This window comes from Mesorhizobium sp. M0563, from assembly GCF_040321065.1.
GTDB lineage: Bacteria > Pseudomonadota > Alphaproteobacteria > Rhizobiales > Rhizobiaceae > Mesorhizobium.
Window position 1 is genome coordinate 77504 of the sequence record NZ_JAMYQV010000018.1, and the last position, 17303, is coordinate 94806.

The 17303-nt window shown below is 62.4% G+C and carries 18 protein-coding genes; 3 read left to right on the forward strand and 15 right to left on the reverse strand.

The genetic code is table 11. The features are described from left to right. Positions 1–4: 4 nt before the first annotated feature. The 14 genes from NKI50_RS21900 to NKI50_RS21965 form a co-directional block, all read right to left on the reverse strand. The gene (locus tag NKI50_RS21900; protein ID WP_352640063.1) at positions 5–1171 is read right to left on the reverse strand and encodes an ABC transporter permease; all 1167 of its coding nucleotides are present in this window, start codon (positions 1169–1171) and stop codon (positions 5–7) included. Positions 1172–1213: 42 nt separating this feature from the next. Next, a complete protein-coding gene (gene osmF, locus NKI50_RS21905) occupies positions 1214–2125 on the reverse strand; it encodes a glycine betaine ABC transporter substrate-binding protein OsmF (protein WP_352640062.1) in 912 nt (303 codons plus the stop codon). Between the two features lie 159 nt (positions 2126–2284). Then, positions 2285–3502 (reverse strand): MFS transporter, encoded by a 1218-nt coding sequence (locus tag NKI50_RS21910; RefSeq protein ID WP_023717280.1) that lies wholly within the window; start codon positions 3500–3502, stop codon positions 2285–2287. Next, positions 3499–3999, reverse strand: a complete 501-nt coding sequence (gene nusB / locus NKI50_RS21915; RefSeq protein ID WP_023717279.1) for a transcription antitermination factor NusB — start codon at positions 3997–3999, stop codon at positions 3499–3501. Before nusB ends, NKI50_RS21910 begins: the two co-directional genes overlap by 4 nt. Further along, positions 3996–4490, reverse strand: coding sequence for a 6,7-dimethyl-8-ribityllumazine synthase (gene ribH / locus NKI50_RS21920; RefSeq protein WP_023717278.1), 495 nt, complete (start codon positions 4488–4490; stop codon positions 3996–3998). Before ribH ends, nusB begins: the two co-directional genes overlap by 4 nt. A gap of 130 nt (positions 4491–4620) precedes the next feature. Continuing rightward, the gene (locus NKI50_RS21925; RefSeq protein ID WP_352449304.1) at positions 4621–5238 is read right to left on the reverse strand and encodes a riboflavin synthase; all 618 of its coding nucleotides are present in this window, start codon (positions 5236–5238) and stop codon (positions 4621–4623) included. 30 nt (positions 5239–5268) lie between these two features. After that, on the reverse strand, positions 5269–6399 hold the full coding sequence (ribD, locus tag NKI50_RS21930; RefSeq protein WP_352640061.1) for a bifunctional diaminohydroxyphosphoribosylaminopyrimidine deaminase/5-amino-6-(5-phosphoribosylamino)uracil reductase RibD: 1131 nt from the start codon (positions 6397–6399) through the stop codon (positions 5269–5271). A 2-nt stretch (positions 6400–6401) separates the two neighbouring features. Then, a complete protein-coding gene (nrdR, locus tag NKI50_RS21935) occupies positions 6402–6911 on the reverse strand; it encodes a transcriptional regulator NrdR (RefSeq protein ID WP_352481231.1) in 510 nt (169 codons plus the stop codon). Positions 6912–7064: 153 nt separating this feature from the next. Then, on the reverse strand, positions 7065–7646 hold the full coding sequence (locus tag NKI50_RS21940) for an invasion associated locus B family protein (RefSeq protein ID WP_502897822.1): 582 nt from the start codon (positions 7644–7646) through the stop codon (positions 7065–7067). Between the two features lie 69 nt (positions 7647–7715). Beyond that, positions 7716–9029, reverse strand: coding sequence for a serine hydroxymethyltransferase (glyA, locus tag NKI50_RS21945; protein WP_352640060.1), 1314 nt, complete (start codon positions 9027–9029; stop codon positions 7716–7718). Between the two features lie 295 nt (positions 9030–9324). Then, the gene (locus NKI50_RS21950; RefSeq protein ID WP_023717271.1) at positions 9325–10578 is read right to left on the reverse strand and encodes a L,D-transpeptidase family protein; all 1254 of its coding nucleotides are present in this window, start codon (positions 10576–10578) and stop codon (positions 9325–9327) included. A 337-nt stretch (positions 10579–10915) separates the two neighbouring features. After that, on the reverse strand, positions 10916–11431 hold the full coding sequence (gene ldtR, locus NKI50_RS21955; RefSeq protein ID WP_023674486.1) for a transcriptional regulator LdtR: 516 nt from the start codon (positions 11429–11431) through the stop codon (positions 10916–10918). A gap of 203 nt (positions 11432–11634) precedes the next feature. After that, positions 11635–12057: a DUF6163 family protein gene (locus tag NKI50_RS21960; protein ID WP_352640059.1), complete on the reverse strand. Its 423-nt coding sequence runs from the start codon at positions 12055–12057 to the stop codon at positions 11635–11637. Then, positions 12054–13097: an enoyl-CoA hydratase/isomerase family protein gene (locus tag NKI50_RS21965; protein WP_352717548.1), complete on the reverse strand. Its 1044-nt coding sequence runs from the start codon at positions 13095–13097 to the stop codon at positions 12054–12056. The genes NKI50_RS21960 and NKI50_RS21965 overlap by 4 nt, the downstream gene beginning before the upstream one ends. Positions 13098–13291: 194 nt before the next feature. Here NKI50_RS21965 and NKI50_RS21970 point away from each other — a divergent pair, with 194 nt between their 5' ends. The 3 genes from NKI50_RS21970 to NKI50_RS21980 all read left to right on the forward strand — a co-directional run bounded on the left by NKI50_RS21970 (position 13292) and on the right by NKI50_RS21980 (position 16279). Further along, positions 13292–14113, forward strand: a complete 822-nt coding sequence (locus NKI50_RS21970; protein WP_352717550.1) for a DUF2066 domain-containing protein — start codon at positions 13292–13294, stop codon at positions 14111–14113. Between the two features lie 87 nt (positions 14114–14200). Then, a complete protein-coding gene (hemB, locus tag NKI50_RS21975; RefSeq protein WP_023717267.1) occupies positions 14201–15232 on the forward strand; it encodes a porphobilinogen synthase in 1032 nt (343 codons plus the stop codon). A gap of 399 nt (positions 15233–15631) precedes the next feature. Next, on the forward strand, positions 15632–16279 hold the full coding sequence (locus tag NKI50_RS21980) for a dihydrofolate reductase family protein (protein WP_023717266.1): 648 nt from the start codon (positions 15632–15634) through the stop codon (positions 16277–16279). 51 nt (positions 16280–16330) lie between these two features. Here the strand turns inward: NKI50_RS21980 and ppk2 are convergent, their stop codons facing one another. Next, the gene (gene ppk2, locus NKI50_RS21985) at positions 16331–17251 is read right to left on the reverse strand and encodes a polyphosphate kinase 2 (RefSeq protein ID WP_023717265.1); all 921 of its coding nucleotides are present in this window, start codon (positions 17249–17251) and stop codon (positions 16331–16333) included. Positions 17252–17303 lie beyond the last annotated feature (52 nt).

Genomic DNA, 17303 nt, shown 5'->3' on the forward strand with positions numbered 1-17303 from the left:
CCGTTTAAACCCTGCGCTTGCTGGCGCTCATTTCGATCACTGCATCGAGGATGATGGCGGCGGCGAAGGCCAGCGCCACCGTCGGCACGGCACCGAGCAGCACCAGGTCCATCGCCGTCTGGCCGACTCCCTGGAATACGAATACGCCAAAGCCGCCGCCGCCGATCAGCGCGGCAATGGTGGCGAGGCCGATATTCTGCACCAGCACGATGCGAATGCCGGTGAGGATCACCGGGAAAGCCAGCGGAAACTCGACGCCGAACAGCCGCTGGCGGTCGGTCATGCCCATGCCGCGCGCTGCGTCGTTGGCGGCACGCGGCACACCGGCAAGGCCGACCACGGTGTTGGCCACCACCGGCAGCAGTGAATAGAGGAACAGGGCGACGAAAGCCGGCGCCGTGCCGATGCCGCGAATGCCGAGCGCGGCAGCACCCGGCACATGCGAAGCGACCCAGCCGAGCGGTGCTATCAAGAGGCCGAACAGCGCGATCGAAGGAATGGTCTGAATGATGTTCAGCACGTGGAGCACGCCGGCCCGCAATTTCTCGACGCGGTGGCAGAGGATGCCGAGCGGCAGGCCGATAATCACTGCTGCCGCCAGCGAACCCAGCGCCAGCGTCACGTGCTTGGAGCCTTCCGCCCAAAAACTATCGGCGCGATTGAAATATTCCTTGAGGATCGACAGGCTGTTCCAGCTCCCCGAGACCAGCAGCAGGCCGATCGCCGCTGCGGCGACAACAAGCACGCCGACGCGTGCCTGCGGCGACAGGTTTAGCCTTGTAAGCACGTCGGCGAGCAGAAGCGTGAAGGCGAAGATAAACAGCCAGAAGCCCGAAGCCGGCGAGATACGGGCGAAGGTGTTGCCGGCGGGCGTCAGGAAGCTGCCAGCAACGCCGATCAGCAGCGCCAGCGCTGCAAGTGGAACCACACTGGCGGCGAGGCGCAGAGCAAGCGGCGTTTTCAGCAATGCAATGAGCGCCGCTGCGACAACAATCGCCATCAATAGCGGACCGACCGCCGCAGGCAAAGATTCGAGGATCGAGCGCGCCTCGCCGGGTACGATGCGATTGGCGCGGAACGTGGCGAATGGTGCCGCAAAAGCCGCATAGGCTGATATCGCCGCGATAACCACGCCGAGCTTGTCAAACCGGATGCGCACGCCCTCCCCCATCGGCCGATCCGCGCACCTCGAAAGCGGCGCGCCGGAATCGCCTTACTTGAGGAAGCCGTTCTTTTTCAAAAAGCCTTCGGCGACGCCCTTGACCGGTTCGCCGCCAACCTGGACGCGGCCATTCAACTCCTGCAGCGTGACGAGATCGAGCTTGGCGAAGACCGGCTTCAGCAGCGTCTCGATTTCCGGGTGCTCCTTCAGCACCGCCTCGCGGATGATCGGCGCCGGCTGGTAGACCGGCTGCACACCCTTGTCGTCCTCAAGCACGACGAGGCCGGAGGGCGCGATGCCGCCGTCGGTGCCGTAGACCATGGCCGCGTTGGCGCCGTTGGTCTGGTTGGCCGCAGCGGCAATGGTCGCCGCCGTATCGCCGCCCGACAGCGTGATCAACTGGTCCGGCTTCAGCGTAAAGCCATAGGTCTTCTGGAAAGCGGGCAGCGCGGCCGCCGAATTGACGAACTCGGCGGACGCCGCCAGCACCACCTTGCCGCCGCCCGAGACATATTTGCCGAAGTCGGAAAGGGTGACGAGCTTGTTGGTATCGGCGACCTCCTTACGCAGGGCGATCGCCCAGGAGTTGTTAGCCGGTGACGGGGACAGCCAGACGATCTTGTTGGCGTCGTAATCGAGCTTCTTGGCAGTCTCGTAGGCCTTAGCGGCATCCTTCCACACCGGATCGTCGGCCTTCTCGAAGAAGAATGCGGCGTTGCCGGTGTATTCCGGATAGATGTCGATCTCGCCGGCCGTAATTGCCTTGCGTACCACAGGCGTGCCGCCGAGTTGGATGCGGTCGGTGGTCTGGATATTATTGGCGTTCAGCACCAGCTGGATGATGTTGCCGAGCACGCCGCCCTCGGTGTCGATCTTCGACGACACCACCACCTGGGCACTCGCCGAGGCCACCGTGATGCCGAGCGCCAGCACGGTGCCGGCCAGAACCTTGATTGAAAACATCTCACAAATCCCTTGCTGTGAACCGGAATATGGCTGCCGCATATGAGCATGGCTTCGATGCCCCGTCGGGGTACACGGTTTCATAAGAAGGGTGATGGACGCAATAATTTTGTTCGGATTTGGGTGAATCCGCTGTTGTCTCGTCCCGACAGCGTGGCGTCAGCTGGCCGCACGCAAGCCCGTCATCTTCAACACGCCCAGTGCCACGAAGCACAGCGCGACGACCGGAAAAATCATCCAGTTCAGCATCTCCCAGCCCCAGGCATTGTAGACTGCGCCCGACATCAGCGAGGCGAAGGCGACGGAGCCGAACAGGACGAAATCGTGGAACCCCTGGACCTTGCCTTTTTCGGATGGCTGGTAGCTGTCAGCCACCATGGCGGTGGCGCCGATGAAGCTGAAGTTCCAGCCGAGGCCGAGCAGGATCAGCGTTGTCCAGAACTGCCACAGTGCCAACCCCGACAGCGCGACTATACCGCAGCCAATGAGCAGCACCAGGCCGATGGCCACGATCCGCTCCGCGCCAAAACGATAAATCAGCGACCCCGTGAAGAAGCTCGGCGCGAACATCGCCATCACATGCCAGGAAATGCCGAGCGTGGCGTCGTCGGTCGAAAGGCCGCAGCCGACCATGGCCAGTGGCGCGCCGGTCATGACGAAGCTCATCAGCGCGTAGCTGCCGATGGCGCAAAACAGCGCCGCGACGAAGCGCGGCCTGGTGACGATTTCTAAGAGCGGCCGGGCGTCGCTGTCGGCGATTTCCACCTTCTCGGTTGCCTTGGCTGGGATGCGCAATAAAGAGAGGATGGCGGCGCCAACCGCCGCCAGCACCAGGATGGACGCAAACGAGCCGGCAAACTTCACCGGCGAGAACAGGTCGCCGGTGAAAATGACGATCTGCGGCCCAAGTATGGCGGTGACGATGCCGCCGGCCAGCACGAAGGAGATGGCGCGCGCCTTGAATTCAGGCGGAGCATTGTCGGCGGCGGCAAAGCGGAATTGCTGGACAAAGGCACCGCCGATCCCGATCACGGCAAGGCCGAAAGCGAACAGCCAGAAGCTGGCATGAAACAGCGCCAACGTAGCGACCAGCCCGCCAAGCGCTGTGACCGCAGTGCCGGTCATGAAGCCGTCGCGCTGGCCGAGCCGGCGGATGATCGCCGCGGCCGGCAGGGAACCGAGCGCCACGCCGACATTGAAGCCGGTGATCGGCGCGGTTGCCAGCGACTTGTCGGCTTCGAGGAGGTACTGCCCGGCCAGTCCGCCCATGGAAATGGCGATGGGTGCCGCCGAACCGATGATCGCCTGCGAGGCTGCGAGGATGAAAGCGGTGCGACGCGCTTCCTTGCCGGCCTCAACGACGACGATAGCAGTCATGAGGCGTCCTTGCCGCGGCCCTCGCCACGCACGCGGCGCGACACGCGATCAAGCACCGCATTGACCAGTTTCGGCTCGTCTTCTTCGTAAAATGCCTTGGCGATGTCGACATATTCGGAGACGATGACCGCCACCGGCACGTCCTCGCGTTTCATCAATTCGTAGACGCCGGCACGCAATATGGCGCGCAACGTCGAATCGAGCCTCGACAGCGGCCAGTCCTCGGTCAGCGCCTGGCGGATAATCGGATCGATGGTCTTCTGGTGCTCGACAACGCCGGCAAGAATGGCGCGAAACCATTGCGCATCGGCCTCGCGATAGAGCGCGCCGTCGACTTCCTTGCCGAGCCTGAACGCCTCGTATTCGGCGGTGATCTCAAACACGCCGCTGCCGGCGACATCCATCTGGTAGAGCGCCTGCACAGCCGCCAGGCGGGCAGCACCGCGCTTGTTGGCATGGCGAACCGCAGGCTGGCCGGGCGAAGCGGGTTCGCTCACGTTCGCTCTCCCAGTTGTTCCTTTAGGGCGATCATGGTCAGCGCCGCACGCGCCGCAAAGCCGCCCTTGTCGCCTTCGGAGCGCCTGGCCCGTGTCCAGGCCTGTTCGTCGTTTTCGGTGGTCAGGATGCCATTGCCGATGCAGACTGAATCCTGCACGGACAGGTCCATCAGGGCACGGCTGGATTCATTGGCGACGATATCGAAATGATAGGTGTCGCCGCGGACCACCGTGCCGAGGGCGACGAAACCGTCATAGCTCGTCCCGCCTTCGGAAGCACCGTCGAGCGCGAAGGAAATCACCGCCGGGATTTCGAGCGAGCCCGGAACGGTGACGACATCGTATGTCGCGCCCGCTTCGTCGAGCGCGCTGGTCGCGCCTTCGAGCAATGCGTCCGCAAGGTCGTCGTGAAAGCGCGCCTCGATGACAAGAAGGTGGGCCTTCTTCTTCGGACGGATGAACGCTTTGCCGTGTTGGGATGTGCCAGCCATAGATGTCTCCGGGGATCGCCGGTGACTTAGGCCGAAGCCGGTTTGATCGCAAGCGGAAGATTGCTGAAGGAACGTTCAAGGCCAACCCGGTGGCGGCCGCATCAGGGAATGGACTTTATGGGCGATCGCCTCAAAGTCCCTCTTTGGCCGCCTCCACCAGTCGCGCCGCGTAGCGGGCCATGGTGTCGATCTCGAGGTTGACGCGGTCGCCGACCTGGCGTTCGCCCCAGGTGGTGACCGTCAGCGAGTGGTGGATCAATAGCACGTCGAAGCGGGTGCCTTCGACCTTGTTGACGGTGAGCGAAGTGCCGTCGAGCGCGACGGAACCCTTGGGGGCGATGAATTTGGCAAGCTCGCGCGGTGCTTCCAGGGTAAAGCGAACGGCGTCACCCTCTTCCTTGCGGGCCACGATCTCGGCCATTCCGTCGACATGGCCTGACACGATATGGCCGCCAAGCTCGTCGCCGATCTTCAGCGCCCGCTCCAGGTTGATGCGCGTGCCGGATTTCCAGCCCATCGCGGTCGTCAGCCTGAGTGCTTCTTCCCAGGCCTCGACTTCGAACCAGCGTGCGTTCGCACCGTCTTCCGGCAATCCCGTTACCGTCAGGCAGACGCCGCCGCACGAAATTGAAGCGCCAATGGCAATGGTCTGCGGATCGTAGGCGGTGTCGATGCGCAAACCGACGCCTTCCCTGAGCGGCTTCACGGCGGCGACGGTGCCGACATCGGTGACGATTCCAGTGAACATTACTTTGGCCCAGTGAACATCAGTTCGGTCCTAAATGTCTCTTGTCCATTCGGCATATGTGTCTTCGCCGAAACGCATGTCGCGCAATTTGCGAAATCCCGGCGGGATATGGTTGGCATCTATCGGCGATGCAATGCCGTCCTCGCCGATCGCATCCGGCCCCTGAAACAGCACGATGCGATCGACGAGTTGTTCGTCGAGGAACGCCTTGGCCACCTTGGCGCCGCCCTCGACCAGCACGCTCGCCATGCCCAGCGCCGCCAGATCCTCGAGCAGTTCCGGCAGCGCAATATCGCCTTCATACGTCTCAGTGCCGATGAAGCGCACTCCGGTGCGTTCGAGCGCGGCCCGCCGACGTGGATCGGCCTCGGCACACGCGGCGACATAGAGCGGGACCCGGTCGACGCCGGAAACCAGCTTCGAGGTCTCCGGCAGCCTGATCTGGCGGTCGAGCACGATGCGCGCCGGCGAACGGTTCTCAAGTCCCGGCAGCCGCACCGTCAGCGCCGGATCGTCCTCCAGCGCGGTGCCGATGCCGATCAATATGCCGTCCGCTTCGGCGCGCATCAGATAGACTTCGCGCCGCGCGATATCGCCGGTAATGGAGACCTGCCCCTCGCCTTTCACGCCGATCTTATTGTCGCTCGAAAGCGCAAGCTTCAGAATCACTTCCGGGCGTTTTTTCAGAGATCGAATCAAATAGCCGGCCATCTGCTCCGCGGCCTCGGCCGCCAGCACTTTTTCCATCACCTCGACGCCCGCGGCACGCAAGATGGCGTAGCCCTTGCCGGAAACACGCGGGTCCGGATCGCTGGCAGCGCCAACCACCCGCGCCACGCCGGCGCTGACCAGCGCATTGGCGCAAGGCGGCGTGCGGCCGTGATGGGCGCAAGGCTCCAGCGTTACATAGGCGGTGGCGCCTTGCGCCAGCTCACCGGCCTCGGCCAGCGCCTCGGTTTCGGCATGCGGCCGGCCGCCGACGGCCGTGACGCCGCTGCCGACGATCATTGGCCCGTCGCCGTCATCGCGTACGATGAGCGTGCCGACGGAAGGATTGGTCGACGTCCGGCCGGCATTTTTGCGCGACAGCCTGAGGGCTGCCGCCATATAGCGGCGATCGAGGACCTCTTGCTTCGCCGTGCTGCGCTCGGACCCTGCCATGCTCAGCCGGCGTCCTCTTCGCTCTTCAGCTCTCCGCCCCTGGGCTCGTCACTTTTGAGCTCGTCGCCTTTGAGCTCGCCCAACACGTCGTGGAAATCCTTGGCCTCGCGGAAATTGCGGTAAACGGAGGCAAAGCGCACATAGGCGACATCGTCGAGCGACTTAAGCGCCTCCATGACCAGCCGGCCGACTTCGCCGGAGGCGACCTCGGTCTCGCCCGAGCTCTCCAGCTGGCGCACTATGCCGGTCACCGCGCGGTCGATGCGCTCCGGGTCGACGTTGCGCTTGCGTACCGCAATCTCGACCGAACGCAGCAGCTTGTCGCGGTCGAACGGCACCTTGCGTCCCGACTTCTTCACCACGACGAGGTCGCGCAGCTGTACCCGCTCGAAAGTGGTGAAGCGGCCGCCGCAATCTGGGCAGACGCGCCGCCTGCGGATCGCCGCGCCGTCTTCGGCAGGGCGCGAATCCTTCACCTGCGTATCTTCGGACTGGCAATAAGGGCAGCGCATGGAGAGCCTTCGGTTCGCGATTCTCGTGGAGCGAAAGGCTTAGAGGTTTTTGCCACGATGGCAAAGTATGGCCGATGACCGATCGCGCCTCAGAGATAGCGAGGCACGAGGAAAATTGCGAGAGCGGCAATCAGTTGGACGGCAATACGCCAATCAGGGAGCGACGTCGCCGGTCGGGAAGCCGCAGGACGTGCCGAGATAGCGATAGGCCTTGGTGAAGCCGTCCATCGATATGGTCGCAACCGGCTTGTCGGCGAAGCTGACATCGAGGGCGCTGGTACGGCGCATGGCACGCAGTATGGCGAGCGTTGTCTCGGGCTTGTTGTTCACTATCCACTGGCCGTCGGCGATAAGATGAAAACCAGCCTTGATCTTGTCGTTGACGTCGCGGAACACCGCCGGGATGTTGTCGCCCTTAGGCAAGTCACCGTTTCTCACGGCGATGATGAGGCTCGGATAGCCCTCGGGCGGCAGTACGTCGCCATTCGAGATGGCTAGCGTAAGGGTGCCGCTGGTGCCGTTTGCGTCGAAAAAGACCGTCGAGGCGGCGCAGGTCTTGCGCACATCCTCACCGGTGTTGACCACGTCCACCGTGGTGGACCATCTGCCGAAGGTCTCTGTCTTGGGTGCTGCCGGGGTCAGCTCGGTCTGTGCCAAAGCGAGGCCGGACTGGTGCGAGATGGCTAAGGTGAGCAAGGCGCCAACGCTGGCGAAACGGAAAATTCGCATCATCATCAAGCCTCTCCGAGATGCCGCCGTGTCCAGTTGATCGGCGCCGTCACAGTTGGGGAACGACGCCCTGCGTCAACCAAGATACGGATAAAGCGGAAAACGATCCGTCAATACCGCTACCTTGGCCTTCACGGCTGCCTCGACGGCAGCATTGCCCTCGTCGGAATTGGCGACTTTCAGTCCATCCAGCACTTCGGCGATCAGCTTGCCGATCTCACGGAACTCGGCCTGGCCGAAGCCGCGCGTGGTGCCGGCCGGCGTGCCGAGCCGAACGCCCGAGGTGACGAAGGGCTTTTCCGGATCGAAGGGGATGCCGTTCTTGTTGCAGGTGATGTTAGCGCGGCCAAGGGCAGCTTCGGCGCGCTTGCCGGTGGCGTTCTTGGGACGCAGATCGACCAGCATCAGATGGTTGTCGGTACCGCCGGAGACGATGTCGAGACCGGTTTCCTGCAGGCTGGAGGCCAGCGCCTTGGCATTTGCGACGACGCTCTCCGCATATATCTTGAAGCTCGGGTTCAGCGCTTCGCCCAGAGCCACCGCCTTGGCGGCGATGACATGCATCAGCGGTCCGCCCTGCAGGCCGGGGAAGACGGCCGAATTCATCTTCTTGGCAATCTCCTCGTCATTGCAAAGGATCATGCCACCGCGCGGCCCACGCAGCGATTTGTGCGTCGTGGTGGTCACCACATGAGCATGCGGCAGCGGCGAAGGATGCACGCCGCCGGCGACCAGGCCGGCGATGTGGGCCATGTCGACCATCAGATAGGCACCGATCGAATCGGCAATCTCGCGAAAACGCTTCCAGTCCCAGATGCGTGAATAGGCGGTGCCGCCGGCCAGGATCAATTTCGGCTTGGTCTCATGGGCGGTCTTCTCGATCGCATCCATGTCGAGCAGATGATCATCCCTGCGCACGCCATAGGAGACAACCTTGAACCATTTGCCGCTCATATTGACCGGCGAGCCATGCGTCAGGTGCCCGCCGGAATTGAGGTCGAGGCCCATGAAGGTGTCGCCGGGCTGCAGCAGCGCCAGGAACACCGCCTGGTTCATCTGGCTGCCGGAATTCGGCTGGACGTTGGCGAAGTTGCAGCCGAACAGCTTTTTCGCGCGTTCAATGGCCAGTTCCTCGGCGACATCGACGAATTGGCAGCCGCCATAGTAGCGCTTGCCCGGATAGCCCTCGGCATATTTGTTGGTCATGATCGACCCTTGCGCCTCAAGCACGGCGCGCGAGACAATGTTTTCCGAGGCAATCAGCTCGATCTCGTGGCGCTGGCGGCCGAGTTCGTTGCGGATGGCGCCGAAAATCTCGGGGTCGGCATCGGCAAGCGTGGTTTCGAAGAAGGATTCGAATTTGTTCGACACTGCCGCTGCTGTTGCCATGGGCTGAAATCCTCAAGGTTCGGGGTCTGTCGCGCCATTAACACAGTTGCTTTCGGCCCGCCACGTTTGCTGCGCGAAATTTGCTGGCCGGATTGCGCCAGCGCCCTGAAAGCACATTATTTCCTCGCCTGCCGGCCGACAGCAGGGCTTCGCGTGATTTCCTGAACAGCGCCGCATGGTTTGCATGTGATCCGTGGCGAGCCGATTTTCGGAATCATGCGCAAAGCTCAGAGAACGACGACGACAATAAAAAAGGCCGCCCTTGCGGCGGCCTTTTGCAAATGAGCTCAGCTGCTTAGAGCGCGGATGTGATCTGCAGCTCGTTGGCCCCGTCAAGGCCGTAAATGTCGTCGCGGAACTGCACCACGCCCGGCCCCGTCGACCAGGCCGAGATGTAGAGGAAATAGACCGCCACCGGATTGGTGACCTGCACCGGGACGTTCTCGCCGCTCTTGATCGCCGCCTCGAAGTGCTGGCGATTCCAGCCCGGCGTATCGCGCAGAATCCAGGTGACGAGGTCGCGCACGTTCTGGACGCGCACGCAGCCCGAGGAATCGAAGCGCATCATCTTGCCGAACAGGCTCTGCTGCGGCGTGTCGTGCATGTAGACGCCGTCCGGGCTGGGGAAATTGATCTTGACCGAGGCCATGGCGTTGCCAGCGCCCGGATCCTGGCGGAAGCGGTACTTCTCGGCGTCGTCGGTCGACCAGTCGACGGTCAGCGGATCAACCTCGCTGCCATCCGGCGCGAACAGACGGATGTGGCTGTCCTTGAGATAGTTGGGGTCCTTCCGCATCAGCGGAATGATGTCCTTGCGCACGATCGAGACCGGCGCGTTCCAGTAGGGATTGACGATGATCTCGTTGATCTTGGAATTGACGATCGGCGTCTGCCGGTCGATTTTGCCGACGATTGCGGTATGGCGCAGCACGACGCGATCGTTCTCAACGGCTTCGATCTGGGCGCCCGGGATGTCGACCAGCACGTAACGGTTGCCCAGCGTGCCGGCGCGCTCGCGCAGCCGCTGCAGATTGGTCTGCAACTGGCCGAGCCGAATTGGCGCCGAAACATTCATCGCGGCATAAGAATATTGGCCCAGCGTCCCGTCGGCAGGCAGGCCATGGCGCGCCTGGAAGCGCTTGACCGCGGAGTCGACATAGGAATCGAAGGCTGTCGAAATGCCGGCGCTCTGCGCCAGATCGCCCGCAATCATCAGACGCTTGCGCAGCGGGACCACGTCCGGATCGTCGACGCCGAGCTGCAATTTCTTGGTGTCGGGAACCGGCTCCCAGCCGCCCTGGGCGACAATGTTCTGGTATTGCGCGACCGCCTGCTCGGTGAACGAAACGGTCTGCAGGCTGAAGATCGGCAGCGTCGAGGCCACCTTGCCGCCCTGGCTGGGGCGGGCGTCGAACTGGTCGTCCCAATTGCCGCGGGCCGAGGATTTCAGGATATCCCCGATCACATCCTGCGCACTGGCGCGGCCGGCGACCATAGCGGCAGCGAGCGCGGAGGCTCCTGAAAGGAAGAAACGGCGGCTGGTTCTCATGGGCGGTCCAGACATTCTTGCTACAATTCAACCTACCGGGCGGTCTCGCCCGCACTCTAGAGTTGGCTTCTTAACAATTAGCCAACCATGGCCCGCATCACTTCGGTGTAAAAACACATGGAAGTGATTTGAGCACAGGACAAATGCACGGCTTTGGCCCCAGCATCACCCGCATCTTCGGTTCCACTGGAATATGGCGGCAACGTGGCTGTTGCTCGAATTTGGATCGGCCGGCCTGACGAAACGGAAAGACCGGTGCTTTTCGGCATCGGCCTTTGGTCCGCTCCGCGGGAGCGCTTCCGTGGTCCAGCTTCAGATCTTGATGCAGCGGGTGCGATTACATCCGGTATGCGATGGTATCGTTCCAGAACCGGTCCAGCCGCTGGAGGGCGCGGTTCATCTGCTTGAACTCTTCGGTGTTGATGCCGCCGACCTGCTCGATCGAGCCGACATGGCGCTCATATAGGCCGGCGACGACCTCCGCCACCTCATTGCCCTTCGGCGTCAGCGAAACCCGCACAGAACGGCGGTCGATGCGCGAGCGCTGGTGATTGATGAAGCCGAGATCGACCAGCTTCTTCAGATTGTAGGAGACATTCGAGCCGAGATAGTAGCCGCGCGAGCGCAGTTCGCCGGCGGTCAGCTCCGAATTGCCAATGTTGAACAGGAGCAGCGCCTGGATGGCGTTGATGTCGGAGCGGCCGTTGCGGTCGAATTCGTCCTTGATCACGTCAAGCAGACGGCGATGCAGCCGTTCGACCAACTGCAGCGATTCCATGTACAGCGAACGGATCGCCTCGCGGCGGTCATCGGATACGTTGGCGGTCTTCGCCGCCGGACGCGAATTGATCATTGTCTTTGCCTCTCGTTTGTCGCCCGGTGATTTTTTGTTCTTCACCTTGATCACGACACTATCGAATACTCATAAAATTCGACTTAAACGCCAAGGCTAACAAGAGCTTACCGGTAAGGGGTTTCGAAAGAGGCTTAACGGACGGTCACCCGAGCAAGGATAATTAACCTAAAGATTTAGCCACCGATCCTTGACCGGAATTGCTATCGCCGGGCCTGCCGCTTCTGGATCCAGATCACCACGCGGAATACGATGTAGAGCAGCGCCACCGCAAGATGCGAGGCGACGATCAGCAGCCGGTGGCCGAACAGCTCGGGGAAGCCGGCATACATGACCGTCTCGGTCACCGCGCAGATGAACCAGATCACCGGCCCCCAGGACGCCAGCATCCACAGGCCGGCGGCGGCGAATGGAAAAAACACCGCCAGCACCACCGCCGCCACCTGCCAGTGCACCGGCATCAGGTCGAAGCGCCACAACGGGCCGGGGTAAAAGCCGATCAGCCGGATCCAGTACAAGATGCCGAACAGCAGGCAGTAGCCGGCGATGACGCGCTGGAACCAGGCGAAGATGACCTCGACCGTCGAGGGCTGCAGCACCACGCGTCTCGAGGCGACCTCGCTCACAGCTTCAGTTCCCGTTCGCCGAGCGGTGCGAAATAGGCATCGACGTCGACGGCGCTGACCTTATCGATGCCTGTCGGCCGCCATTGCGGCGTCGAGCCCTTGTCGATGATGGCAGCACGGATGCCTTCATAGAAGTCGTGCCCGGCAAGCATGCGGTTGAGGATACGGAACTCCATTTTCATGCACTCGTCCATCGACAACGTCTGCCCGGCTCTGATCTGGCGCCAGGCGACATGCAGGCTGGTCGGCGACCGGGTGCGGATGGTGGCCAGCGTCTTTGCCGCGAACTCGTCGGCAGTGGCTGCCCGCTCCAGGCTGGCGACGATATCGGCCAGCGACGGCTGCGCGAAATGCCTGGCGATGACTTCGAGCGTCGGCCTGTCGGTCTCGCGTTTGGCCGGGACGAAGCAGCCGCGCAGCACCGATTCCGGGTCGCCGCTTGCCGCCAGCCGGTCGAGAAAGCCAGCTTGATCCTCCGCCCTGATCGTATGCGTGGCCAGGCCCGACCACAAAGCATCGCCATGGCGGATGCGGTTGCCGGTCAGCGCCAGATACATGCCGAAGCTGCCGCCGAGATCCGGCAACAGATGGCTGGCGCCGACATCCGGGAAAAAGCCAATGCCGACCTCGGGCATGGCGAACTGGGCGTTCTCGGTCAGCACCCGCTGCGAGCCATGGAAGGAGATGCCGACGCCGCCGCCCATGACGATGCCGTCGATCAGCGCGACATAGGGTTTTTTGAAACGGGCGATACGGGCGTTCAGCCGGTATTCGTCGGCGAAGAAATCGACCGGAGGCTTTCCTGCCCGGCCGGCCTCGTAGATATGAAGGATGTCGCCGCCTGCCGAAAACGCCCTGCCCTCGGCCTTGACGACAACGACGTCAACGCCGTCGTCACGCTCCCAGCTGCGCAGCGCCTTGTCCAGCGCTTTGACCATGCGGTGGGTCACGGCATTGAGCGCCTGCGGCCGCGTCAGCGTGACGACGCCGGCCCTGCCCAATCTTTCGAAGCGAATCTCGTCGCCTCCGCCAAAATCCATCGCCAGAGAATCCCTCCCCGCCCGCCGGGAGTGAAGTGCTAAAGCGTGGCGCATGGCCGCGTCAATGGCGGGCACGCCAGCGCAGCCTCTGGCCCGGACCGGAAGCCGGTGCTAACAATCGACGGCTACAGGCAGTAATGACGAAAAAGTCATGGCAGGCGCGTTGCAACGCGGCACCGACGGGGACGTCGTCTATGATTCGATTTTCGCGCCTTGCACTGGTGGCAATCGGGTTAGTCTGCACCTGCCTGGCTGGCCATCCAGCCTTGGCGACAAGCCTCGCAGAACTCTACCAGTCGCAAACCATCGTCAATGGCCAGGGAGAAGAACATCGTCAGGCCGGCTTCAAGGTCTGCCTCGACAAAGTGCTGGTGCGGGTATCCGGCGACCAGCGCCTGCCGGCGAAACCTCAGATGACAGCACTGCGCGACAAGGCCGGCAGCTTCGTCCGCAGCTTCCGCTATCGCGATCGCATGGAAGGTATCCCCAATCATGATGATCAAGGCACGTACGACCGGCCGCACGATCTCACTTGCCAGTACACGCCGCCGGTGATCGATAAAGTGCTTGCTGAGCTCGGCAGCAAGCCGTGGCTCGGCGAGCGGCCGATCATCTCGGTACTGCTGGCTGTGCAAGATGCACGCCAGCATTTTGTCTTGGCGAGCGACGGAGACGAACGCCCCTATATGGCAGAGTCCTTTCAATCGGCAGCCGGACCGTTGGCGATGAAGATCGTCATTCCAAGCAAGGCCGCTCTGGTAAAAACCGGGGCGATTTTCGAACAGGTGCGTGCGCTCTCACCCGAATTGCTGGCGAGAACTGTCGGCAACCAAGAGCTCTTGGCCGGCAGCCTAGTCTGGAGCGACAAGGAGTTGGGCTGGATCGCCGATTGGCGGCTTGCCATGGCCGGCAAGACCTACAAGTGGCAAGTGCGCGGCGTCAACTTCGACGAGGCATTCCGCGTCGCCATGCGGGGTGCTGCGCAGATCCTGTCAGGCAATGGCCAACCAGAATAGCGCCCGACAGGACCGCTGGCACAATCGTGTCGCATTGGTCAGCAGCGGAGGCTCGTGGTAAAAGTCGCCCGATCCGGAGTTTTGGCGATGAACAAATTCACCCCTGCAAAGCCTGCCGGCGCGCGCAGCGTCGACGAGATCACCGGCAGCCGGCGGCTGCGGCGCATGCGCAAGGCCGATTGGTCGCGCCGCCTTGTCCAGGAGAACCGGCTCTCGGTCGACGATCTGATCTGGCCGATCTTTGTCGTCGACGGCAGACAAGTGCGCGAACCGATCGCCGCCATGCCCGGCGTCTTCCGCCTGTCGCTCGACCTCGCCGTCAAGGAGGCTGAGCGCGCGGCTAAGCTTGGCATTCCGGCGATCGCCACTTTCCCCAATGTCGAGCTCGGCCTGCGCGATCAGACCGGTTCGCACATCCTCGATCCGGAAAACATCATCAACCGCGCCACCCGCGCCATCAAGCGCGCGGTGCCGGAGATCGGCATCATCACCGACGCGGCGCTGGACCCGTTCACCTCGCATGGCCATGACGGCATCTTGCGCGACGGCATTATCGTCAATGATGAAACGGTGGAGCAGGTGACGGCAGCAGCCGTCATCCAGGCGGCGGCAGGGGCCGACATCATCGCCCCCTCGGACATGATGGACGGCCGGATCGGTGCCATCCGCGATGCGCTGGACGCCAATGGGTTTCAGGATGTAGCGATCATGTCCTATGCGACCAAGTTCGCATCCGCCTTTTACGGCCCCTACCGCGAGGCGGTCGGCACCGCCGGCCTGCTCAAGGGCGACAAGAAGACCTATTACATCGATCACGCCAATTCCGACGAAGCGGTGCGCGAGGCCGAGCAGGATCTCGCCGAGGGCGCCGACATGCTGATGGTCAAGCCCGGCCTGCCCTATCTCGACATCATCCGCCGGCTGAAGGACGAGTTGCAGATGCCGACCTTCGCCTATCAAGTGTCGGGCGAATATTCGATGATCAAGGCCGCCGCCGCCAATGGCTGGATCGACGGGGAAAAGGCGATGCTTGAATCGCTGCTGGCCTTCAAGCGCGCCGGCTGCGACGGCATCCTGACCTATTTCGCGCCGGAAGTGGCTGAGATGCTGAAGGGGTGATGCGCCTCCGTAGCGCCCACATCGAGTAACGTTCCTTCGTCCAAAGCGCGACATGGCCACCGCAGGCAATCGCTTCAGGTTTGCGCTGCCCCTCATTGCCCTGCCGGGCATTTCTCCCCGTATAGTGACGGGGAGAAAGACGCGTTCGCAAAAGATTTCGCCAATCTCCAGCGTTGCAAAACCATCGCCGAGGTTGCGGCCAGCCCCTTCGCCCCGTCACTATACGGGGAGAAGGTGCCGGCAGGCGGATGAGGGGCGGCGCCAACATTGAGATTGGTCATTCCAACATGATTTGGAAGCGATTGGCCCCGGCGATTCAAAAAACCGCTTGCAAAATGCAATCAGTTAAGCTACCCGATAACTGCTTGCATCTCACAATTGGTTATCAAGGAGGCTCTCATGTCCAAACTTCGCGTCAGCGCTTTCACCTTGTCGATCGACGGCTTCGGCGCCGGTCCCGACCAAGACCTGAAGAACCCGCTGGGTGTTGGCGGGGAAGCCCTGCACGAATGGATGTTCGGCACCCGCACCTTCCGCAAGATGGTTCTCGGCAAGGATGGCGGGACCACGGACACTGACGAGGCGTTCGCCGCGCGCAGCTTCGAGAATGTCGGCGCCTGGATCCTCGGCCGCAACATGTTCGGGCCGATCCGCGGCGAGTGGCCTGACGAGAGCTGGAAAGGCTGGTGGGGAGACAATCCGCCATACCACGTGCCGGTCTTCGTGCTGACGCACCATCAGCGGGATCCCATTGTCATGGAGGGCGGCACGACCTTCTATTTCGTGACCGACGGCATCCACTCAGCGCTGGAGAAGGCGAAAGCAGCGGCTGACGGCAAGGATGTACGGCTGGGCGGTGGCGTTTCTACGATCCGGCAGTATCTCAAGGAAAAGCTCATCGACGAGATGCATCTGGCGATCTCACCTGTCCTGCTCGGCGCAGGCGAGAGCCTTTTTGCCGGCATCGACATGCCCAAGCTCGGCTACCGCTGCAGCGAGCAGGTCGCGACGCCGAAGGCCACGCATGTCATCATCGAGCGCGCCTAGCTTGTTGCAGGGCGCTGCCCACGGAGGCAGCGCCCCTCCTCGCTGCTTTAGTCAGTATTTCTCCGGCACATACAGTTCGCGCGGCAGCACCTGACGTTCGTATTCGGGATTGAAGACGCGCTCCGGTAGTGTGATCTCCTCGTGCGGCACCTCCTCATAGGGCATTTGCTTGAGGAGATGGTCGATGCAATTCAGCCGCGCCCGCTTCTTGTCGTTGCCCTCGACGATGAACCAGGGAGCTTCCGGGATGTTGGTGCGGGCGAAGGTTTCTTCCTTGGCCTTGGTGTACTGCTCCCAGCGCACGCGCGACTGGAGGTCCATCGGCGACAATTTCCATTGCTTCATCGGGTCGTGGATGCGCATCAAAAAGCGCATCTGCTGCTCCTCATCGGTGATCGAAAACCAGTATTTGACAAGCGTAATGCCTGAGCGGAGGAGCATGCGTTCGAAATCCGGCACGTCGCGAAAGAACTCCTCGACCTGATCCGGCTGGGCAAAGCCCATCACCCGCTCGACGCCGGAGCGGTTGTACCAGGAGCGGTCGAACAGCACGATCTCACCGCCGGCCGGCAGATGCGGAACGTAGCGCTGGAAATACCATTGCGACTTCTCGCGCTCGGTCGGCGCCGGTAGTGCTACGACGCGGCAGATGCGCGGATTGAGCCGCTGGGTGATGCGCTTTATGACGCCACCCTTGCCCGCCGAGTCGCGGCCCTCGAATACCACGACGAGCTTCTTCTTGTGATAGGCGACCCAGGACTGCAGCTTGATCAATTCGGATTGCAGCGTGATCAGATCGCGAAAATATTGCAGGCGGTCGATCGATGGCGGATGCGCATTCTTATAGATCTTGGCGATCTCCATCGACAGCGCCGGCTCAGAGATTTCCAGCTCGTAATCTTCGTCGAGCGTGTCGGCGAGTTCCGCTTCCAGCCAGTCCCTGGCCGGGGAATTCTGTTTTATCTCGGTCATTTGCGCTGCTCCGCTTACAGGCCGTGTCGGCCGCTGTCAGGCGCTCTGCCGC

Coding starts and splice junctions, on each gene's coding strand:
- NKI50_RS21970 (WP_352717550.1), top strand. CDS start 13,292: ATGATTCGATTTTCGCGCCTTGCACTGGTGGCAATCGGGTTAGTCTGC.
- NKI50_RS21910 (WP_023717280.1), bottom strand. CDS start 3,502: ATGACTGCTATCGTCGTCGTTGAGGCCGGCAAGGAAGCGCGTCGCACC.
- NKI50_RS21940 (WP_502897822.1), bottom strand. CDS start 7,646: ATGATGATGCGAATTTTCCGTTTCGCCAGCGTTGGCGCCTTGCTCACC.
- ribD (WP_352640061.1), bottom strand. CDS start 6,399: ATGGCAGGGTCCGAGCGCAGCACGGCGAAGCAAGAGGTCCTCGATCGC.
- NKI50_RS21925 (WP_352449304.1), bottom strand. CDS start 5,238: ATGTTCACTGGAATCGTCACCGATGTCGGCACCGTCGCCGCCGTGAAG.
- hemB (WP_023717267.1), top strand. CDS start 14,201: ATGAACAAATTCACCCCTGCAAAGCCTGCCGGCGCGCGCAGCGTCGAC.
- ldtR (WP_023674486.1), bottom strand. CDS start 11,431: ATGATCAATTCGCGTCCGGCGGCGAAGACCGCCAACGTATCCGATGAC.
- NKI50_RS21980 (WP_023717266.1), top strand. CDS start 15,632: ATGTCCAAACTTCGCGTCAGCGCTTTCACCTTGTCGATCGACGGCTTC.
- NKI50_RS21965 (WP_352717548.1), bottom strand. CDS start 13,097: ATGGATTTTGGCGGAGGCGACGAGATTCGCTTCGAAAGATTGGGCAGG.
- NKI50_RS21950 (WP_023717271.1), bottom strand. CDS start 10,578: ATGAGAACCAGCCGCCGTTTCTTCCTTTCAGGAGCCTCCGCGCTCGCT.
- osmF (WP_352640062.1), bottom strand. CDS start 2,125: ATGTTTTCAATCAAGGTTCTGGCCGGCACCGTGCTGGCGCTCGGCATC.
- ribH (WP_023717278.1), bottom strand. CDS start 4,490: ATGGCTGGCACATCCCAACACGGCAAAGCGTTCATCCGTCCGAAGAAG.
- glyA (WP_352640060.1), bottom strand. CDS start 9,029: ATGGCAACAGCAGCGGCAGTGTCGAACAAATTCGAATCCTTCTTCGAA.
- NKI50_RS21900 (WP_352640063.1), bottom strand. CDS start 1,171: ATGGGGGAGGGCGTGCGCATCCGGTTTGACAAGCTCGGCGTGGTTATC.
- nrdR (WP_352481231.1), bottom strand. CDS start 6,911: ATGCGCTGCCCTTATTGCCAGTCCGAAGATACGCAGGTGAAGGATTCG.
- ppk2 (WP_023717265.1), bottom strand. CDS start 17,251: ATGACCGAGATAAAACAGAATTCCCCGGCCAGGGACTGGCTGGAAGCG.